The 21,090-nt window shown below is 37.4% G+C and carries 17 protein-coding genes and 1 riboswitch; of the genes, 3 read left to right on the top strand and 14 right to left on the bottom strand.

What is annotated here, in order from left to right; all coding sequences use genetic code 11:
• Positions 1-42: 42 nt before the first annotated feature.
• The 11 genes from AC4QJR_RS23000 to mgrA all read right to left on the bottom strand — a co-directional run bounded on the left by AC4QJR_RS23000 (position 43) and on the right by mgrA (position 14,782).
• On the bottom strand, positions 43-702 hold the full coding sequence (locus AC4QJR_RS23000) for an aspartate/glutamate racemase family protein (protein ID WP_496524291.1): 660 nt from the start codon (positions 700-702) through the stop codon (positions 43-45).
• Positions 703-737: 35 nt separating this feature from the next.
• Positions 738-2,816, bottom strand: a complete 2,079-nt coding sequence (locus AC4QJR_RS23005; protein ID WP_496524292.1) for a hypothetical protein — start codon at positions 2,814-2,816, stop codon at positions 738-740.
• Between the two features lie 5 nt (positions 2,817-2,821).
• Entirely contained in the window at positions 2,822-4,114 is a 1,293-nt protein-coding gene (locus AC4QJR_RS23010) for an amidohydrolase family protein (RefSeq protein ID WP_496524293.1), read from the bottom strand.
• A 111-nt stretch (positions 4,115-4,225) separates the two neighbouring features.
• Positions 4,226-5,506 (bottom strand): extracellular solute-binding protein, encoded by a 1,281-nt coding sequence (locus AC4QJR_RS23015; RefSeq protein WP_496524294.1) that lies wholly within the window; start codon positions 5,504-5,506, stop codon positions 4,226-4,228.
• Between the two features lie 210 nt (positions 5,507-5,716).
• On the bottom strand, positions 5,717-6,607 hold the full coding sequence (locus AC4QJR_RS23020; RefSeq protein ID WP_098572851.1) for a carbohydrate ABC transporter permease: 891 nt from the start codon (positions 6,605-6,607) through the stop codon (positions 5,717-5,719).
• A 62-nt stretch (positions 6,608-6,669) separates the two neighbouring features.
• Positions 6,670-7,554: a carbohydrate ABC transporter permease gene (locus AC4QJR_RS23025; protein WP_375376546.1), complete on the bottom strand. Its 885-nt coding sequence runs from the start codon at positions 7,552-7,554 to the stop codon at positions 6,670-6,672.
• 106 nt (positions 7,555-7,660) lie between these two features.
• Entirely contained in the window at positions 7,661-8,680 is a 1,020-nt protein-coding gene (locus AC4QJR_RS23030) for a LacI family DNA-binding transcriptional regulator (RefSeq protein WP_496524295.1), read from the bottom strand.
• A 332-nt stretch (positions 8,681-9,012) separates the two neighbouring features.
• Entirely contained in the window at positions 9,013-9,636 is a 624-nt protein-coding gene (locus tag AC4QJR_RS23035) for a YesL family protein (protein ID WP_496524296.1), read from the bottom strand.
• Between the two features lie 30 nt (positions 9,637-9,666).
• Positions 9,667-10,980 carry an amylo-alpha-1,6-glucosidase gene (locus AC4QJR_RS23040; RefSeq protein ID WP_496524297.1) on the bottom strand — a complete coding sequence of 438 codons (1,314 nt, stop codon included), beginning with the start codon at positions 10,978-10,980 and terminating at the stop codon, positions 9,667-9,669.
• Between the two features lie 137 nt (positions 10,981-11,117).
• Complete coding sequence (locus AC4QJR_RS23045; RefSeq protein WP_496524298.1) at positions 11,118-13,568, bottom strand: alpha-mannosidase; 2,451 nt, start codon at positions 13,566-13,568, stop codon at positions 11,118-11,120.
• Between the two features lie 221 nt (positions 13,569-13,789).
• On the bottom strand, positions 13,790-14,782 hold the full coding sequence (mgrA, locus tag AC4QJR_RS23050; RefSeq protein ID WP_496524299.1) for an L-glyceraldehyde 3-phosphate reductase: 993 nt from the start codon (positions 14,780-14,782) through the stop codon (positions 13,790-13,792).
• A gap of 155 nt (positions 14,783-14,937) precedes the next feature.
• Between mgrA and AC4QJR_RS23055 the strand changes: the two genes are divergently transcribed.
• On the top strand, positions 14,938-15,999 hold the full coding sequence (locus tag AC4QJR_RS23055) for a lactonase family protein (RefSeq protein WP_496524300.1): 1,062 nt from the start codon (positions 14,938-14,940) through the stop codon (positions 15,997-15,999).
• Positions 16,000-16,098: 99 nt separating this feature from the next.
• Here AC4QJR_RS23055 and AC4QJR_RS23060 read toward each other — a convergent pair whose 3' ends face one another.
• A complete protein-coding gene (locus tag AC4QJR_RS23060) occupies positions 16,099-16,248 on the bottom strand; it encodes an anti-repressor SinI family protein (protein WP_251457759.1) in 150 nt (49 codons plus the stop codon).
• Positions 16,249-16,276: 28 nt separating this feature from the next.
• Positions 16,277-16,360, bottom strand: a riboswitch (cyclic di-GMP riboswitch).
• Positions 16,361-16,909: 549 nt separating this feature from the next.
• Here AC4QJR_RS23060 and AC4QJR_RS23065 point away from each other — a divergent pair.
• Together AC4QJR_RS23065 and AC4QJR_RS23070 are read left to right on the top strand one after the other, a co-directional pair.
• The gene (locus AC4QJR_RS23065) at positions 16,910-17,389 is read left to right on the top strand and encodes a VanZ family protein (protein ID WP_496524301.1); all 480 of its coding nucleotides are present in this window, start codon (positions 16,910-16,912) and stop codon (positions 17,387-17,389) included.
• Between the two features lie 36 nt (positions 17,390-17,425).
• On the top strand, positions 17,426-18,130 hold the full coding sequence (locus AC4QJR_RS23070; RefSeq protein WP_496526728.1) for a DUF421 domain-containing protein: 705 nt from the start codon (positions 17,426-17,428) through the stop codon (positions 18,128-18,130).
• Positions 18,131-18,177: 47 nt separating this feature from the next.
• On the opposite strand, the gene AC4QJR_RS23075 is transcribed toward AC4QJR_RS23070, so the two are convergent.
• Positions 18,178-19,260, bottom strand: a complete 1,083-nt coding sequence (locus tag AC4QJR_RS23075; RefSeq protein ID WP_496524302.1) for a nucleotidyltransferase domain-containing protein — start codon at positions 19,258-19,260, stop codon at positions 18,178-18,180.
• Positions 19,261-19,279: 19 nt separating this feature from the next.
• On the bottom strand, positions 19,280-21,088 hold the full coding sequence (locus AC4QJR_RS23080) for an ABC transporter ATP-binding protein (protein ID WP_496524303.1): 1,809 nt from the start codon (positions 21,086-21,088) through the stop codon (positions 19,280-19,282).
• Positions 21,089-21,090: the final 2 nt, after the last annotated feature.

The following is a 21,090-nucleotide window of genomic DNA, read 5'->3' on the forward strand; positions in this document are numbered from 1 at the left end:
CGTCATTCCTTCTATTATTTATTTGTAGTGGTTTATTAGTTTTTATTTTTGAAGTGTTCGCTTAACTGCATCCATTCCCAATTCAGGACTTGTTACAAAGAGACTTTGCTCTTCCTCTGTAAAATTGGACACGACCCTTGCCATCGATGCTTGAGCTAATACAACGATATCAACTTTTTTAGCCAGCTCCCTTAAGGCAATTGCTAGATCTAAATCATGTCCTTCCTTATCATTAGCCATTAATTTCTGATAGGCAGATGCCACGAGGATTGGCTCAATTTCAACCACTTTCCCTTTCTCACTTGCTTTTTGTTTTAACAACTCTAAGGTTGGCTTTAGTGTCGTTTCCAACGTAGCTGCTACCCCGATTTTTTCAGCTGAAAGAATTGCGAATTCTGCCATCGCATCATCAATCCGAACAATAGGAGTAGATACTTTTGGTTGTGTAAAAGAAACAAGTTCTCCAATCGAAGAGCATGCATTTAAAATACAATCCGCCCCCTGCTGCTCCGCAATCTTTGCATAACTTTCCCAGCGTTGGGCAATTTCCTGTATATTTCCGCCATTTTTGCTTAACTGCGGTAAGATGGAATCATCCACCAAATTAATAATCTCGCAATCTCCAATCATCTTAACAGCTAACTCTTTCAAAGGCTCAATCGTAACAGGAGTCGTGTGAATAATCGCAAGTTTTTTTTTCATACCAAGTTTCCTCCATTTAAATAGTAATAACAAAATTAACCATCATGGGAAGCCAAGATGGTTAATGGAATTTTCAGATTAGACAGTTGTAATGAATGGTTAAAAGGTAAGGCTTCCTGGGTGGCATATAACACAAGGCCTACACACCATGAATGTGATAATGTCAGCATCATTCCCTTTGGCTGAAAACAATTCGTATTATAAAAACGCTCGGTTACCATTCCTTTGTAAGCATTAAAATCGCCATCTTTCCTAGCAATAAACTGCAAGAAACATGCAATATGATCTCTTGTCCGGTCTAAGTAATAGGAATCATCTGTGTACTTCCATAAACGAAGCATCTCAGGAACACAGAATAACCCGTAATTATGTAAATGCTGGTTAGAAGGTGATGCCTGGTCCGCACCACGTGAACGAAAATCATATTGATGCAAAAATGTTTGCTCTGGAAAGGCAAGGTTGTAAGTCCATCGGAAGGTCATTAACCAATCAGCCGCATGTTTGGCAAGCTTTAACCATTTATCGTTTTTGTCATTTTCATAGAGTAGTACATAAGCAACCACTGCATTATAAGCATCTTCAGAAGTTGGAGTTAAATGAACATCCTCCGGTGCCCCGTAAATGTATTCGTCCAGCACGAAATGTTCATAATAATGCCCCGCCTTTACTGCCGCGAGCCGATACTCTTCTTTTTCAAAGAAGTTGCTTCCTTCAAGGAGTGAAGCGATCCATAAAATTCCTCCTGCCCCGTCCCATTCTTCGACCTCACCTGTTTCAAAGTGGTAATAGGACCCGAAATTACCATCAGATCGTTGATTCTTTACAGCGAAGTCTAAGTTGGATTGGACTGCCTTTTCCCAATCCGGATGACTTACCCCTGCTTCCTTTTCAAAGGCTAAGGCACGCACCAAAAACAAAGTGGCTTCAGAAATTGTTCTTGCCTGCAGCCAGGTATTCTTGGGATTCCAGCCAGTTCCCCAGCCCTTGCCAAGTACCCATGATGCCCAGAATGTTCCACTCGGAGCAAGCGCCGAAGCAATATTGTTCATTACATCAATGGCAGCATCAACATATGGTTGATGACCATTCTTTCTGCCATAGGTAAGCAGGGCGTATGAATATGGCGCACCGCTGACCCATCCCACATGCATATGGGGACGATCTCCCATTCCTTTTACATTATTATTAAACTCACGGTCAAACGCAGCCGTTTCGGCTAAAATACTATGTTCTGGCATATAGTGCCAACGATATAAACCATGGGCAGTTAATTCTGATGCCTCCTCAAGACCCATCCAAGGATTTAAAGCGTACTCTTGTTGGTGCTGCCTGTACATTTCACGGACGAATGGATCATATGAATGTAAATCAGATGAGGCGGTATAGATTTTAAACTGTAAATGAACGGTTTCCCCTGGCTTAAATGTGTACAAGGAAATGTCCTTTGGCTGTGGAATCGGTTCACCAACAAATGTGACTGGTTCTTCTTTATATGGAAAATTAACCCAAACCGATGTAGTAGAGTCATTTCCTCTGAATCCTAGGCTAGTTAACCCTACTTCACTCATTTCATCGACACAAAGTGCACCGCACATTTCATCATTCCAGGCAAAAACAGCCGGCAGTGCGGCACGGTCTGAACGAAATGACCAATGATCCGATACCATCTCCTCATGATTGCCATCCCGGTAATCATATCTTGGATATTTCCTGGTATTATGCTCGAAGCGATTTTCTTTATAAAAAGCGCCAGGAATCATCCAAGTCGGCTTCCCGCTGCCTGCTAAATTGCCATTAACCTGTAACCCGTAATTACCGGATGTTTCTTTTTTATAGGTTACCTTTAGATTCACTTGAATAAAGCCACATCCAGATTGAGCATTCTTCCATTCCGATTCAACAGAGATGTACTCTCCATGACCCGAAATGTGGTAGCCCCCAACAATTTCTTCAACATGGTCGATTTGAATGTTTTCAATCGTCTTTTCTTCATCATATATATCAAGAAGGGAGTCAAATTGAAGGTATGCATTTCCGCTTTTCCGTTCCGAAGTATAGACCTGTATTTCGGTTTGTTTCTTCCCGTTTTCAAGTATGTTAATAAATGTCCCCACTGAAATCACACCTTTAGTTTGTAAAGTTCAATCAAATTCTCTCTAAAAATTCTTCTGGCAAATTCAACTGCTTCTTTTTCTGTTAAAAGTTGATCCTGCACTTTTTCTACTAAGACATCGCCCACAATTTTGCGTGCTAGCTTTTGATGTGCATATGTTCCTTCAACGAAGTTGTAATCTCCGCCAAAACCAAAGATCTTATTTTGCGGAACCATCTCAATCATTTGGTGCAGGATTTGCTTGGCTATCGTTGGAGAGATGGCATACACCCAGGTAAAATCCGCATACACATTCGGATAATTTTTTACAATACTCAGATATTCCTGATGGTATGGAAGCCCGCAATGTAATAGCACAAAATTTGCTTCCGGATAGGCTGCCAATAGCGGAATGAGATCCGTTACCTTCGAGTTGGTAATAATATTGCCATTGCCCGAAACACTGGTTTCATGGTGCCCTGTATGAATTTGAATTGGTAATTCATAGTTGATAGAGCATTGGATAACGTGATGAATTAAGTAATCTTGTAAAATGACCGATTCTTTTTGCGACATAGGTTCATCTATAATAGAAGAAAGCAGGGTGTTAAAGCATCGTTCTGCCTCATGGAAGGTTGGCTTTAGCGTCTTCAGCGTCCTCCAATAGGCATGACCTAACTTAACAGCAACCATTCCTTCATTCACAAATTTATTTAATAAGGCATCCACAGCATGAAGATAATCTTGGAATGTCTGAACGTGCTTTCCAGTCTGTCTTTCAATAACCTGTACATCCTTAATGGTTCGGAGTTTAAAGGCAAAATCTAAAAACATGACAGGTCGAAAAAGGGAAAAATCAACATTGGTCGTAAAAGGCAAAGTAATAGCTAAATCAATTCCCGATTTTTCATTCAAAACTTTCCTATACCAGGTTTCATCATTTGTAGCTGCTAATACTTTTTCATTTAAAGCTAATATTCCATTTACAGACCAGTCATCCATACCAAATAAATCGTGGACTGCTGTTTTTAATAACCGTGCATAGGTTGTATTTTGCGTTTTGTGATAATACAACAAGAATTGTTCCGCTTTCTCTTCTGCATTTAATGGTGAATTTACGTTTAACAAGCCTCGTTTCATTCCTGCAGTGATCAAGTCTGATTCTAAATAATGAAGCAGACCAAAGAAATCTACTTTATTTTTCTTTCGAATTTCCATCGGATCAATATGTTCATGTCCATCGATGATGCGAATTTTATTTATTTCCTCATGTATACTGCTCACAGGTGCTGCTCCTTCCAAAAGTAAAGGATGACTCAAAAGAATACGCCCCCCTCCTTAAAACCGCTCCATATCGTTTTTTCAAACAACTTAGTGCGGCAGGGGGCTGCCATTTCATTTTTAAGTCATCCTCTGCTTAACAACAAACTATTAATCTACCTTAAGTTCTGGGAATGTGTTCTTAACTTCTTTCTTGAATTTCTTAATGACACTATCAATATTTTCATTATTTTTTATTCCTTGGCCAGCTACTTTTCTCCATTTACTTAACACTTCTTCACCATATTTATCGGACTTATAGTCAGGAATATCTTTAACAGTATCGTAATATGGTTTTAATACATTTTGATCGCCAAACATTGGAGATTTATAAGTATCCAAGTTGTCTTCATATACTGATAATAATCCAGGCATATTTCCTGTAACTTCTAGATTATGCTGCTGCCATTCTTTGCTGGCAATAAACTCAATGAACTTATAAGCTAACTCTTTGTTCGGTGACTTTTCATAAATAGATCGGTATGTTCCACCCATGTAAAACCCTTTTGGAGTTCTTGCAACACCATATTTATTTACTGCCTTATCATTTTTGTTATCGACCATGAAGCTTGCCCATGCTGGCATTGCAGTTAACACAACACTTCCGTCATTAATGGCATTACCCCAGCCTGCAGAGAAGAATTCTAATTTTGCATCTACATCATTATTAAAAATCTCTTTTTGTAATTCATAATTTTTCTTCCAAGCAGAATCAATTGTTAATTTTCCATCTTTCACCCATGGCTTAGTATTATAAGCTTCGATGTTATAGATATCACCAAAGTGAGATATTAAGTGAACTTTTCCGTTACTGTCTTGATTTACTTTCTTCCCTAACTCAATAATTTTGTCATAGGAATCGACCATTTGACTGATTTTTTCTGGATCATCTGTTCCGAGGTATTTCTTTGCATTTTCTTTGATATACCAGAAAGCACCTGGTGAAGAGTGATCAGAGATCGCTTTTATATCGCCCTTAGAATCTCTTCCTAATGCTTGTACGTATGGTACATAATCTTTTACAAGGTCTTCCGCACCCATGTCTGAAAGGTTTACAGCAAACTTAGAATTGATAAACTTGTCAATATAGCCTCTTTCTAAGTCAAAAATATCTGGGACATCTCTGCCTGATTGTAGGACGTTTAATAGTTTCGTTTGATATTGATCCCCAGGGAAGATTTTTACTTCAACTTCCGCATCCGGGTATTTCTTCTCAAATTCTTTGGCCATATCTTCGACTTGACCAAAGAATGTCCATATCGTTAATTTACCTTCCACTTTATTATTATCTCTCTTAATATTGCCTGACGCAGTCTGCTCACTTTTCGAACATCCAGCAAATAATGATAGAACAAGAACAGAAGCAAATAAGATAGAAAGCCACTTTTTCATATAGATTTACAGCTCCTTTTTTTGATATAATGAAGGTCTAATATTTTTCTTATCGTTTTCATTAGGTGGCTAAGACCGTCAATTCTTTTACACCTATGAAAGATAGATAAGGTAAGCATTGCTTCAGTGGAGGAGTTCCACTCTTTCACTGAAGGATGTACTTGCACTGAGGTCTTTTTTCTACAACACCTCCAACAAGATTAAAGATCATTATCCTTTTAGTGCCCCCGCAGTAACACCACTAATAATCTTCTTAGAAACGATAGAGAAAAAGATTAAGATTGGTATAACTGAAATGACAATTCCTACATACATCGCTCCAAAGTCTGTTGAAAATTGAGACTTTACACTGGCTATCATTACAGGTAAGGTCTGCAGCTCATTATCAAAAAGAATAATCATTGGTGTTAAGAAATCATTCCACTTTCCAATAAAAGAAAAGATTCCTAGTGTTGCTACAGCCGGCATTAGCAATGGAAGGACTAACCGGTGGAATATTTTTATTTCACCACACCCATCAATTCTGCCTGATTCGAGAATTTCTGTCGGAATACTTGAATCACACATTTGTTTCATGAAGAAGATCCCAAATGCGTTTGAAATGGATGGAAGGATAAGCGGCCAATACGTATTTAACATATGGAATGAATCCATAAGTTTAAAAAAGCCGATAATTCCTAATTGACCCGGAATCATCATCGTCCCTAGTACTGCAAGAAACAGAATGTTTTTCCCTTTATAATCAAATTTTGAAAATCCATAACCAGCTAGAGCCGAGAAGTATAAATTTAGTGCTGTTGAAGTAATTGTTATAAACAGCGTATTAGCAAAACCTCGCCAAATCGGCACCGTATCAATCAAACGATGATAGTTTTCTAGAAACTCAGAACCAGGAAGAAGAAGCAGTTTCCTTGCAATATCTGAATTCGCGTGAGTTGAAGTGACCATCATGCTATAAAAGGGTACCAGACATGTGAATGCAACTAGCAGCAATAAGAAATACACAGCAAATTTACCTAAATATTTACTAATGTTTCTCTCTTTTTTCGTTTTAACTTCATTAATTGTAACGTTATCAGCAATGCCATTGTTAGCTATCATAAAGGGATCTCCTTTCCAATTCTTCGCCGAAGTGCTCCTGTTGTTCTTCTACTTTACTTATTTTACTGTTCAACTTTGTTCATTTTTGAAAACTTAATCGAAATCAATGAGAAGATTAAGATGATAACAAAAATGGCGTATGCGATGGCTGCTCCATAACTATAATCGAAGTTTTTGAACGCTGTTTGATATAAGTACATAACCATTGTCAGTGTAGAGTTATCTGGACCATTTCCGAGCATTAATGGCGCGTCAAACAATTGCAAACCACCGATAATGGAGGTGATAAATGTAAATAACAGGACCGGTTTTAGTAAAGGCAGTGTAATCTTTGTAGCGATGGTAAATTTTGATGCTCCATCTACCTCAGCGGCTTCATATAATTCCTCTGGTATCGATTGAAGACCTGCGATAAAAACTAACATGTTGAAGCCAAAGTACTGCCACATAATAACTCCCGCGACAATAATTCTGGATAGCCAGGGACTATTAAACCAGTTTACCGGGTCATCAATGAGTCCAATACTCATTAAAAGTTTATTTACACTCCCTGTTTGCCAATCGAACATTAAACTAAACAACACTCCGAGTGTTACCGGTGTGATGATATTTGGAAAATAGTAAACCGCTCGAAAGAAATGCTTTCCTTTAATGAATTTCTCATTAAGAATCATTGCTAAGGCTAAGGCTAGAATCAATTGCGGAATAATTGATAGTATCCAAATGATTAACGTATTCCCAATTGCCTTATAAAAGAAAGTATCATGGATTAAGCGTGAATAATTCGCCAATCCAACGAATACAGGATCGGAGAAACCATCCCACTTCGTAAAACTCAGATAAAGAGAGTAAAGGATTGGTGCTAATCCAAAAACAAAAAATGAAACGAAAAACGGAACTACAAAATAAAAACCATATTTGGATTTGTTTATAGATGATTTCCTCATTTTTTCACAGCCTTTAAACTTTTTTGTGCCTCCAATGTTGGTCCATATGTACCAATCTATCAATCTAGTTTTATACTAAATTGATGGACTGCCTTATCAGTAACTTTTATTTCATAACTGGATCTGATATTTTCCTGCATGAATCACGGATAATCAGTTCTGGTTTTAACAAATGACGTTCTGAGATGTATTCCTTAGAATTTCCCATGCGCTTAAATAATTCAGACGCTGCTTTTTTCCCCATTTCTAAGAACGGCTGTTTTACAGTTGTTAATGGCGGAAAAGTCCAGCTTGCTAGTGTAATATCGTCAAATCCCGTAATTGATAGATCTGTCGGAACATTATAGCCCCGTTCCTGTACTGCCCTTAAGGCCCCAATGGCCGTTTCATCATTTGAAGCTAAAACCGCTGTAAAATCACCTATTGTTAATAAATGATTCATAGCATTATATCCGTCCTCATTTGACCAATCTGTAGGAACCACCCACTCTGGAATAACAGTTAATCCTAATTGTTCCATCGTTTCGAGGTATCCGGCTAAGCGGCACTCTGTTGCAGCTGCGTCTTTTGGCCCTGAAATATAAGCTATCTTTTGATGGCCAATCCGATGGAGATAACGCACAAGTTCTGAAATACCATAGTAATTATCAACATCCACCGAAACCAAATCCTCCACTCCGGCCGTATCACCAAAAACAACAACAGGAATCCCTGCGTTAGCTATTTCCAATAGATCTTTAACATCTCTTTTCACAAAGCTAATTAAGATGATCCCATCTACGTGCCCCTCAAGAACTAAATTTTGAAAGTAAGACTCTGTGTATTTATTGGAGGTCATACTGTAGAACACACAATTAAAACCATTTTCCTTTGCAACTTCTTCGATTCCCTTAAAGATGGAAGAATAAAACATATTGGCAATACTATCAACCACAATTCCTATTGTTTGTGTCTTATTGACAACCAATCTTCTGGCATTTTCATTGCGGTGGTAGTTTAATTCCTTAATCGCTTTTTTTAACGCTTCTTCTGTTTCTTTTTTTATTGGCAGACCATTTAGATAACGGGATACCGTACTCTTCGATGTATTAGCTAGTTTAGCAACATCTATAATTGTTGGATTCACTATATTAGCCTCCTTTCTACAAGTATTGTCTCATTATTATGTAGGAACGTTCCCACAAAAGACCAAACCAAATGTTGTTCTTTGAGAAACTAAGTTAACTGACTATTACTAATAATATAAAAACAGGAACCGTTTACATTGCACGTAAAAAAAATATGATAGTTAGATCATGGCTAGTAAAAGGCTTGTTACTAGTAACTTGATACCCTAAAATGGGAACGTTCCCATTTTAGGGTAAGGAATTTATTAATTAATTTAATTTTAATGCCTATCACTATTATTGTCAAACAATTCTTTTTTATTATGATAGAAAGCAAGTTAACTCCAAAAACTCATCCTTTTTTGGCCGCCTGTGTTCTAGTAATCGTTAAGTAAACATACCACATCCAAATATAACTAATAACACTTCCACTAAAGATGAGAAAAAGTGAAGGTACTTTCAATAGCAAGTAATAGATTACACAAGAAATAATAAAAATACCCGCTGTCCTTAGTGGAGAAGCAACACTATATAAAAAGCTATATTTTAAGTAGTCAAAAAAACGATAGTGAAAATGAACAAAAATAGGGAAAAAATAAATGGCAGTAGTGATAAAAAAATATGAGATAAAGATCGTTACTATTTTCAATAGTGAGCTGCCAACCGAGTCTCCCATGGTAAAGAAGTGGAAGTCAACATATAAGAACCATCCCATCGCAACGAAAATTAATCCAAGTCCATTTACCTTTACAAATTCGGTTTTATACGTCTGCCTAAATGTTTTAAAAACAGGTGCATCCTCAGCTCCCATTACCCATTTTCTAACCACAGAAAACATGGCTGCTGTTGAAGGAAAGATACCAAAAATCCCTAACCCGACTATTGTGAACAAAATCCACAACAATTGCAGATAGGCAAATTGCATCACGAGTTCCGTAATCCGATAGATAAAACCTTTTATGCCCTTAGTATTCATTCATAATCATCCTTTAAAATATAAGAAAATTTAATAAGATACCCATTGGTGATCACTATTAAAAATATTTACCTTCTGATTTCTAACAGCATTCTCAGCAAACAGATACATGGCTGCCGACCATGATTGACCTGCATATCCCATCGGTCTTCCTGATTGGCCATGGAACCATTCGTTAAATTCCCACTCATTTTTCTTACCTGCTTTATTCATGCTTACTAATTTCTCTAATTGATAGTTTGCTTCATCAAACCTTTTGGCCTGAATTAACGCGGTAACATAGAATCCCCCAATAAACGGCCATGCACCTCCATTATGATAATGATGAGGCAAATTAAGATTCCGAACGCGATAATAATCCCGCCAATCCTTTTCCCCCTCGCGAATGGCAGGATACAAGGCCTGAACTGGATAAGGCTCATTGATGCCGCAGCCATGAATATAATCCAATATTTTATTTGCTTGTGTTTCATCCGCAATTCCAAAGACGATTGCCAGCAGGTTGGCAAGTGTATCAAATCGGTCCGCATAATCGCGGAACCCCATATACGGTAAATAAAAAGGTCTTTCTACCAATTCCGTTTCGACCCGCTTAATTGGATAAATCCATTCTTTTCTCTCAGCTTTTACCCAGTCCATCTTTTCCTGATTATCCGGAGTAATCCACAGAAGAATATTAATCTTTTTCTTAACATCAGCAGCATTTTCATAATAATATCTTGAAGGGATGTTTAACGCATCAGCCATATGTCCCATACACTTCCAGGCCGCTGCATATAAAACATTATCGAAAAGAACATTATAGCGGTTGGCAAACAAATCAGCCCAGTCCATTGCCTCATGAACCTCTAATAACCCACACTCATTCGAATCTTGATATCGAAGCCAAAGCAGTGCTTTTTCTAAATTCCCCCACCATTTTCGTAAAAATTCTTGATCGTTCATTTCCTGGTAATACGCATAATGACCAATAATATACCAAATATTCCCGTCTACACAACCCGCGTGGATAGAATCTTCCACTGCTTGTCCACTTTCACCTTCATCACCAAGTTTTCCACCATGTGCGATTAATGCGGGATCTAATACATTGGGAAAACCAACATTATGAGGAATCTTTCCCAGTTCACTTTGAAACTGTCCTAATGTCTCCAATGACCTGCGATGAATCGTTGGCCCCTCCTCACTGCTACAGGCTAAAAGACCCAGTCCACAAATCATACTGTCTCTTGCCCAAACTTGCTGGTAAGCAGTACTTGATCCCAGTAAACCAAGTTCTCCCCCGTTTTGCAACAAAATTTTTTCTGCCTTTTCTCTGCCCTTTTCAACTATTCTAGCATCCATCAAACTGCTTCCCCCAGTCAATTTATTATAGATGGATAAATCCATGTTCTTATTACTAAATGATTTTTTTCAAAAATTAATTATTCCACTTCCTGTGACGCAGCAATCATGTAAACGGTGAATTATTTCGCTGCGCTTCATAAGGTAACCAGTGCCTGATTGAGATTTTCAATTAGATTGGTTTCATAAATAGGCTCTTCAGGATTTTTCGGAATGCATAATGTTTTGATTTCCATTGGTCCAAAATGCAGTTCCATAGCTCTTCCCCAATTTTTCAATTCGACTTTTGCGACCGTTTCTGCGTTATTCGTTTCAACTAAACGAATAATCAAGTCATCATGATTCTCCGCTTTCTTTAATGCAGAAAGAATAATATTTGGTTGATCTATCGAAATAAATGAATCTTCTTGCGCTAGTGAACCCTTATGATACGTTTCAACAATCAGTTGTGGCTTTTGATTTAATTCTAGTGCATGCTTTACCGTTTCAGCCTCTTCCCAGCTGTTTTCATGTGGTAACAATTGATAAGTAAACGTTTGAATCCCTTGATCAATAATCGGGTAATCCTCGTCCAAATCAGGGATAAACGGAGCATGGTGCGCATAGATTGTGCTTCTTAGAACCGTTAAGTTAATTGTATTCCCTTTGACATCGACTCCATATTTTCCATCATTAAGAATACTTAGACCGTAAATCTCTTCCCTTTGTTTACTAATTGTACCTGTTACATCAACCCAGTTTTGCATTGGTTTTTCGTTCCCATCCGACTCACGACTAGTATGCCCAAAAGGAATTTCATAGGTAGTATTCCGCTGATTAAAGCTTACAGGAAACTTGATTTTTAAAGTTTGATAGCTTTCTTGCCAGTTTACTTTCACTTTGACTTCTATCTTATTGGATTGCTTATACATAATAAAATCTTGAACAATTGTTGAAGATTGGAACTTTGATGTTACCCGGATAACCCCTCTTACTGGTCCTTCTTCAAGCTTCTTAATTCTTACCGGCTTGAATACACCTGATATTTCATCAAAGCGTAACGTCCCATGTCCCCATGTATCAAAAGTGTCATTTAAGACAACGGGAATAGCTGCGTCATTCTTAAATACTTCAATTTGCTTAACTTTGTCAAATAAGCTGCGAATCCCGCCAGATTCTTGATCAATAACCAGCCTGAAACGATCGTTTTCCATTTCATTATCGCTAACTTTTACAGTTTCAAACTCTTTAGCTGGCTTAAGTGCACGAAGTTTATATGTGCTATATCCTAATGGAGGCAGTTCTGCCAAGAATACAACTCTTTTTCGATTTGGAATCTTTGCGATTGGATCAACGATTTGGTATGGTATTTCATTCCCGTTTACATCTTCGATAATGAACTCTTCTGGGAGCAGATAGTTAACAAATAACCCATCTTCAATTTCAACATTCACCCTTACTGGCCAAGAATGCGGATTGAAGATAACCATTGGCTTCATTCCTTTTTCTTCTTCAATATTAATATTCCAACTTAAGGATTGTAGAGCGTAATTCATATTTCTTGAGGAGATACTGATGGACTCCCCATACAAATCTCTTGCATCATCATAAGCAGATTCAATGCTTGTTCCCGCTAAAATATCATGAAACTGATTAAATAAAATCCCTTTCCATGCCTGGTTTATGTCTGGAGGGTAGACTTGCCCCGTTGTCCAATTCGCAATCGAAGAGAATTTTTCTGCCATTAATGTGAGATTTTCAGAATAACGGTTTAGCTTCTTCACTTCCGAATGAACTGAATAACAACCAACGGCATGGTGGAGCAGATCATCATGAACAACAGGCAGTGTGTCCTTAAGGCTTTCCACATGTTCGAAAAAGTCATTGGGTGAACTAAAGATAAGATTGGTATCATCCATCGTTCCATTTAATTTTTCAATAATTTCTATGTTTTCTTTGGTTGGTCCCCCCCCATGATTGCCTACACCATAAAAACACATTAATTGATTAAACGAATGTTTAAGCTCGTTCTTACAATGCATAATGTGGTTTTCAAGATGGTCAAAGGTACAATATTCAAAAGGAATCCGAAAGGCTTTTACTCGGGAACCGTCCTTAGATTCCCACAAAAACAAACGGCTTGGAAGTCCTTTTTCCTCAGGGCCGGGTCTCATAAATACATAGGAATCCATCCCGGATTTCTTTAATATTTGCGGCAGCATTCCATTATGACCAAAGCTGTCAACATTGTAGCCAACCTTTGCTGTCACGCCGAACTTTTCTTTAAAATAATTTTGACCAATCAATCCTTGGCGGACAAATGATTCGCCACTTGGAATATTGCAATCGGGCTGAATCCACCACCCCCCACAAATAACCCATCTGCCTTCTTGTATTCTTTCCTTGATTTCCTCAAACATCTTCGAATCGTTCTTTTCAATCCATTCATAATAAGCCGCAGAACTGGACGTGAATATAAAATTCTCATATTCTTTTAAACGATCTAATGCAGACCGAAAAGTTGCTTTCACTTCTTGAAAGCCTTCCTGCCAGCGCCAAAGCCAAACCGGGTCAAGGTGTGCATTTCCAATCATAAACATATTCTTCATGTAGATTTTCCTCCTGATTGATTGATTGATTGATAATCTTAGTTAGATTACTTTTCTTTTCAGTTTTAACTGCCTCTAGTAATCGTAAAGACACCGCTTTCATAAATATTATTTACGATTGGAATTATTATAGCATCTTAACATTAGTTTGTGTATTCAATAAACTAAGCAAGTGAGTTTTATCACCTAAAAAAAGGATGAGCAATAGCCCATCCATCTTCTTAGTTAGTTAGAATATCCTCTATTCTTATTAATTCTTCCTCTGAAAAATCAAGGTTATTTAATGCAGCAACGTTTTCCTCAATTTGACTCACTCTGCTTGCACCTATTAAGACAGAAGTAACTTTTTCTCCGCGTAAAACCCAAGCAAGCGCCATTTGTGAAAGACTCTGACCCCGCTCTGTTGCAATTTCGTTTAATTTTTGAACACGATTCAATACTTCTGAAGTTACATGCTCCTCACGTAAGAACCCTGTAGAGCTTGCTGCACGAGAATCGGCTGGAATCCCTTTTAGGTATTTATTTGTTAATAAACCTTGCGCTAACGGACTAAAAGCGATTGAACCTACCCCGTTTTCCTGAAGCACATCCTGTAAGCCATCCTCTATCCAGCGGTTAAACATCGAATACTTTGGCTGATGGATTAACAAAGGTGTTCCTAACTGATTTAAGATTTTGATAGCTTCTGACGCTTGTTCAGCACTATAATTAGAGATTCCAACATATAACGCCTTGCCTTGACGAACAATAGAATCTAATGCCCCTATGGTTTCCTCAAGTGGTGTATTGGGATCTGGACGGTGGGAATAAAAAATATCAACATAATCAAGTCCCATTCGTTTTAGACTTTGATCTAGACTAGATATCAAGTATTTTCTTGAGCCCCAATCCCCGTATGGACCCGGCCACATCGTATAGCCCGCTTTTGAAGATATGATCATTTCATCACGGTATGGAGCAAAGTCTGTTTTTAAGATTCTACCAAACATTTCTTCAGCCGAACCTGGCGGCGGACCATAATTGTTGGCCAAATCAAAGTGGGTAATGCCTAAATCAAACGCTCTTTTCAGCATTGCCTGTCCATTTTCATATGTATCCACACCGCCAAAGTTGTGCCAAAGTCCAAGTGAAACGGCCGGTAGTAATAACCCTGAACGGCCACTCCGATTATACTTCATTGATTCATAACGATTTTCTGCAGCTTGGTAAACCATGTGGGGTTCCCTCATTTCTATTCACTTTTTGATAAAACTAACACCCAAACTATACCATATCAAATTAATTTTCAGTCAATTCGGGTTCTATATTTGAGTAATAAATAAAATTTCTGATAAAATAAACAGACTACATTTTTCGAGGAGCCAAAAAAATGACAAACAACCAAACATTTATCGGTTATATAGGAACATACACCAAGGGCGGCAGCGAAGGAATCTACACGTTTAAACTAAATTCGGACAAGAAAAGAATCGAAGATATTCAAGTTGCAGCTGCACAGTTAGAGAATCCAACTTATGTCACGATCAGTAAGGACAATCGATACCTCTATTCTGTGGTTAAAGAAGGAGAAAATGGAGGAGTAGTTGCTTATTCCATAAACAGGGAAGGCGGATTAACCGAGCTCAATCGTCAGTTACTTCAGGGCTCATCACCTTGTCATGTGAGTGTTGACAGTAACAACCGTTATGCATTCAGTGCCAATTATCATAAAGGATCGGTAGAATCTTATTTAATTAACCAGGAAGATGGCACGATTCAACCAGCCGCATCGATTATAAAACATGAAGGTTCTGGTCCAGACCCAAGACAAGAGAAACCGCATACCCATTATGCCGGCATCACCCCTGATGAGAATTATCTAGCAGTGGTTGAATTGGGTATTGATGCTTTAATTACTTATGCAGTCAACAGTGATGGGACACTTTCAAAAGCGCACTTTCTCCCATTAAAAGCTGGAAGCGGACCAAGACATTTAGTTTTCCATCCAAACCAAAAATATGCATATATCATGACAGAGTTTAGTTCGGAAGTGATTGTTTTATCCTATCATTCGGAAAATGGTCATTTTACAGAAAAACAATATATTTCTACGCTTCCTGAAGATTTCAACGAGAATAATCAAGGCAGCGCCATTCATATTTCATCTGATGGACAGTTTGTTTACGCGGGTAATCGTGGCCATAACAGTATTGCTGTTTTCCGTGTAGACCAAGAAACGGGAGAACTTAGCTTTGTTGATCGCACCTCCACTGAAGGTGATTGGCCGAGAGATTTTATGTTCGACCCAACAGAGAAATTCATTGTGGCGTCGAACCAAGAGTCCAGTAACCTTGTCTTGTTTTCACGAGATGAAAACACAGGAAAACTTGCATTGATTCAGGCTGATATCGAGGTTCCGTATCCGGTTTGTGTGAAGTTTTTAAATTATTAAAATTAAAAAAACAGCTTAACAAATTGCTCATTAATTTGTTAAGCTGTTTTTTAAATCAATTGAATATTGCGAAAATTAAACACTCAATTACCCCTCTTATTAATTATATTCCGGTTCAATAGTCTTTAATCCAAGGGAGCGATTTAGGAAATCCCTAATTTCATCAATAGAGAGTCCTATCTTTTTAGCTTCATTAATAAGATCTAACCATTCTGTATCAATATCTTGTTCAACGGTTAATGCAGACAAAATTAACCCTCCTAAAATGATTACTATTTTAGGTAACTCAGCCATCCTAGTTAAAAACCTTAGACCTGTAGCTTTGCGTCCCAATCTTTCGAAAGGTTTGCCTTTGTCATTCATAGTATTAAAGTATTAAATTATTATAGAATAAACTAATAGTACTATAGTCTTGATGGAAACTAAATGAAAATATTTCCAAAAATATCGACAGAATTTCGACAAAATTTATATAAACCAATTAATCGTAGTTTAGAAGTTTTAAAACACATTTCTCACATGTTACCTGACCTATTTCAATAAATTTAATTTTTTTAAGGGTCTTCCTATTAATAATCCGATCCTTGTTAAAGACTATACCGCATGCACAATGATTGGAATCCTTCACAATGTGAATCTTGTCTCTTTCTTTTATTAGTGGATATATCATGATTCCCCTTCTTTTCTAATTATTAGTTCCTAAAAAAGAACCCCCCTTGTTCATTATAAAGAAATTGTAGAATTTTGTAAACGGAGAGGAGTTAATTTTACCCAGAGAAATTTCATTCACCTATAATACGAAAGTGGTACATTATTGGATTATTTTAATGTGAATATCCCCGTTTGTTCTTTAAAAGGAACAATGGTAAAATGTAGATTAAGAAATAATAGTTAGTTAGGAGCAAGTATTTTGGATCATCAACCGATACAAGGTAGCTGTAGAATCGATAAGAAAAGAAAGACACAGAAACGATTTCTTTTCATAAAAGTCCTATTGATTATTTTATGGGGCCTATTTTTGTTGGTAAATACCTGGACTGAGAGTATAGAGCGACTAATATATTTACATTCTTTTGGATTAAAGTGGGTTTCAAATCCTGATTTTTTGTCTTTTTTTTATTTTAATGATTTAACTTTGATTCATCCTGAATTTATTAAAATTAAATTAGGACATTTTGTTGGTTTTGCGATCATGGATTTTCTTCTCTTCAATCTAATAAGAAGTCACAAATATTCTATTGGCATATCCATTATTTTTGCGTTTTTTACAGAATTCCTGCAATTGTTTTTTGGTAGAGATGGACGGTTTTACGATTTAGTTATTGACTCATTCGGTATTGTATCGGTATTTTTTATATTAAAAATGCTAAATCGAGATAATAATAAGTAGGACGATTATTGGTAAGGGAGTGACTATTTGCCTTCAATGGATTTTTTGCAAGCTCAGGAAACTCTTAATTTCATGGAGTGGATCTTAAGAGCTGTAATTGGATTCTTCTTTATGCTCATTGTTGCTAAACTAATAGGACAGCGTGCGATTTCTCAATTAAGATTACTTGATTTCGTTATCGCCTTAGTTGTTGGTAATATTATTGCCCATCCATTATCAGATGAGCACCTTGGAATGAAGGGTGCAATGACAACAACCATCGTATTGGTGGTTCTTTATACTGGTGGTTTATTTATCAGTTTAAATTCAACCCGCATAGGAAAGTTTCTAGACCCCGATCCATTTCCTCTTATTAAAGAAGGAGAAATTCTTTATAAAGGGTTAAAGAAAGCAAGAATTTCAATTGATTATTTATTAGCAGAGTTGAGAAAAGAAAAAATTGAGGATGTAAAAAAAGTAGCGTTAGCGTTATGGGAATCGGATGGGAAACTTTCCATTTTCTTAGATCCACAGTATGAGGCGATTACGCCATCCACCTTCCAGATGACAACGAAGCCTTTTGATCTCCCACAGACCGTTATAAGAGAAGGCAAGATTGTTCATCATACACTAGAAGAAAAAAACAAGGATGAAGGGTGGCTTGTTGATACCCTTATGCAAACACATCAAACAGGGATTCGAAATGTTTTGTTAGCCACAATTGATGGGGAAAACAATTTGAGGGTATTCTTTTATAAATAATTGAAAATGAAAAAGACATAAGCCATCTGGTTAGGGTAGATGGCTTATTAATGTGGCAATACGGCCTTTAATAGACTAGTAAGTCTCTTCTTATACAACAAGAGGTACATTTTCTTGCCTTGTGACTGCTCATCTATTTGTGAAGATACTTCATATTTTGATGGCCAAAGCCAGTTTCCGATTTCAATCAATGTATGTTTGACTGTATCATAGCTAAAAAATTGATAATCGAGGAAATCCCAGTACTGCCTAAATCCCTTTAAAGTTTGGGATCCCCTAAGGGTATGATTCACTTTAAATGGGAACATCTTAATTTCGTCTAAGTGAGGAAATTGCTGATAAACGATGGATAAGGTCCTGATGTTCCGCTTTAATGTTTGGTGAGATTCCGCGAGCTGTATGAAATGGTCAAAATCAATCTCCTTTCTCTCCTTGTCAATGACTTGAATAATATCCATAAAATACTTCATTGAATCTAAATTATGGCGCCAGCCGTGAAGGCAAATCATATAAAAGGTATGAAGTGGGGAAAGTTCTTTAATATACCCGGATTGGCTCAGGGGTACCGACTGCTTCCAAAGATCATTTATATTAAACCTCGAGGTACTTCTTTTCACCAAATCCCAATGTAATTCCACCACTAGCGGCGTGGGCGAACCAGGTAATTTCTTGCTAAAACTACAATGAAAATGACCAGGTATGAACTCTTCTTCAACCGTAAAACCTAATGATTTAACAGATTCAATGGCGATAGTAAGATCCTGAATTCTGACTAATAAATCAATATCAGAGGTAGCCCTTGCCCCGATGTTGCCAAAATATTTCTCAGCAAAATAAACCCCTTTCAGCGCAATAACATCTATCTTTTTCTCCTCAAACAACCTCAATAATTGATCGGTTTGATTTTTAATAAAAAGGTTTTGATACAAACCTTTATCATATTCTTCTTTAAGACAAAATTGAAAAAACGCAGGCGTTTGCTCGAGCCTTCCTTGCTGTTTTAACAAATAATAAACCTGAGAGGCAATACCATCATTTTCAATATCCTGAAGAACTTGATGATACAGCCCCTCATCCTGAGGCAGTGATTTCTTATTATCATATAAAAATCTCACGAACTCAAGATTCACCGGCCTCATCTCCCATTTATTAGTTTGAAACTATAGACAAAGGTGTTTCTTTTTTTGAACTATACGATGTTTCGTTGAGTTTTCGATATAAACCTTTTTGTCCCATTAACTCCTCATGTGTTCCCTGTTGAACGATTTTCCCCTCATTCATCACCATGATTACATCAGCGTTTTGAATTGTCGACAAGCGATGGGCGATAATAATTGTCGTTCTGCCTTTCATCAATTCATCCAGTGCTTCTTTGACGTAATATTCTGTTTCCCCGTCTAAAGCTGAAGTAGCTTCATCTAATAGTAAAATCGGCGAATCTTTTAAAATGGCTCGAGCAATGGCGACTCTTTGTTTTTGGCCTCCAGATAATTTAACTCCATTTTCACCAATTTGGGTTTCGTATCCGTTAGGAAGCGAGAGAATGAAGTCATGAATCTCAGCATTGATTGCCGCTTCTACCATTTCTTTCTCCGTCACATTGGGACGGGCAATCAAAAGGTTATCCCGAACGGTTCCAGCAAATAAGAAAGTTTCTTGTGGGACGTGGGCAATCGAACTTCTTAATGCTGAGGCGGAAAGCGCCGTTAAAGATTTACCAGCAATCTGTATATCACCTGATTGAGGCTTATAAAAACCTTGTAAAAGATTAAACAACGTACTCTTACCAGCTCCACTAGGGCCAACTAACGCGACCACTTTTCCAGGAGGAACCTCTAAGTGAAAATGTTCCAACACATTTTTATTTTCCATATAACCAAAGCTCACGTTATGAAACTGAATCGAATCGACTCGGTTCAAGCTGGGCTCAAACGAAGGTAAGTCTTGTAGATCAGCAGGTGTTTCAAGAACATTTAACACCCTTTCAAGTGCGGCAACAGACCGTTGAAAGCCAGCCCATAAACTAGCCATTCCCGTGATTGGATAAAATAAGTGACCGACTAAGTTTAGAAACGTTAATAATGCTCCAACGGATAGCATTCCTTTGGAGACAAAAAGGGCTCCGACAGACAGGTTAATCATAAAAGTAACCGAACTTAAAATTTGACCGCCCGAATTATACCAGCTTTGAAGTTTGCCATTTTCAAGCTCTAATTGAAATAATTCCTTATTTTGTCTGACGTACTTTTTATACTGCAATTTCTCAAGTGTAAAGGAACGAATAACGGTAAAGCCATGAAAAGTCTCATTTAGAAGGCTATTAATATTTCCTACTAAGCGGTGGATCAATCTACCATTTTTCCGAAGTAACAAGCCGAATACAACACCAGATAATGCCGTGATTGGGGCGATGATAAGACTTATTAAACACAGTGTCAAATTAATATTTACCAAATAAACAAATACAACAATATAAATTATTGGCAGCCTAACTAGACTGATAAGGTTACTGCCAATCACTCCATCAACACCATGGATATCATTAGAAAAATGGGACATTAATTCACCGGAGCGAATGTTGGATGTTTCTGAAGCAGGCAGTCTTAGTACATGGTGAAAAAAATGGTTTTTAATATCCATTTTCACCCCATTCGTCGCAAACAAATTAGCGTATGTATAACAAACACTTGAGACAATACTCAATATAATAAGTAATCCCCCATAGGGTATGAAAGATAAAATCTGTTGATACCCACCATGAATAGCCGCATCAGTAATCTGACCATAGTACCTTGCAAAAGCGATCGTTAAGTAAATATCCAACCCTAATAATAGAAGAATAACAAGATAGGACTTCCAACGTTTCATGATAAAGGGCAACACAAAGGAAAAGGCCCTGCGCATATCTTTCATGGTAAAATATTGTTTAATTAAAGAATCTATCCGTTCCTTCATCATAT

This window comes from Neobacillus sp. BP17 (assembly GCF_059579525.1).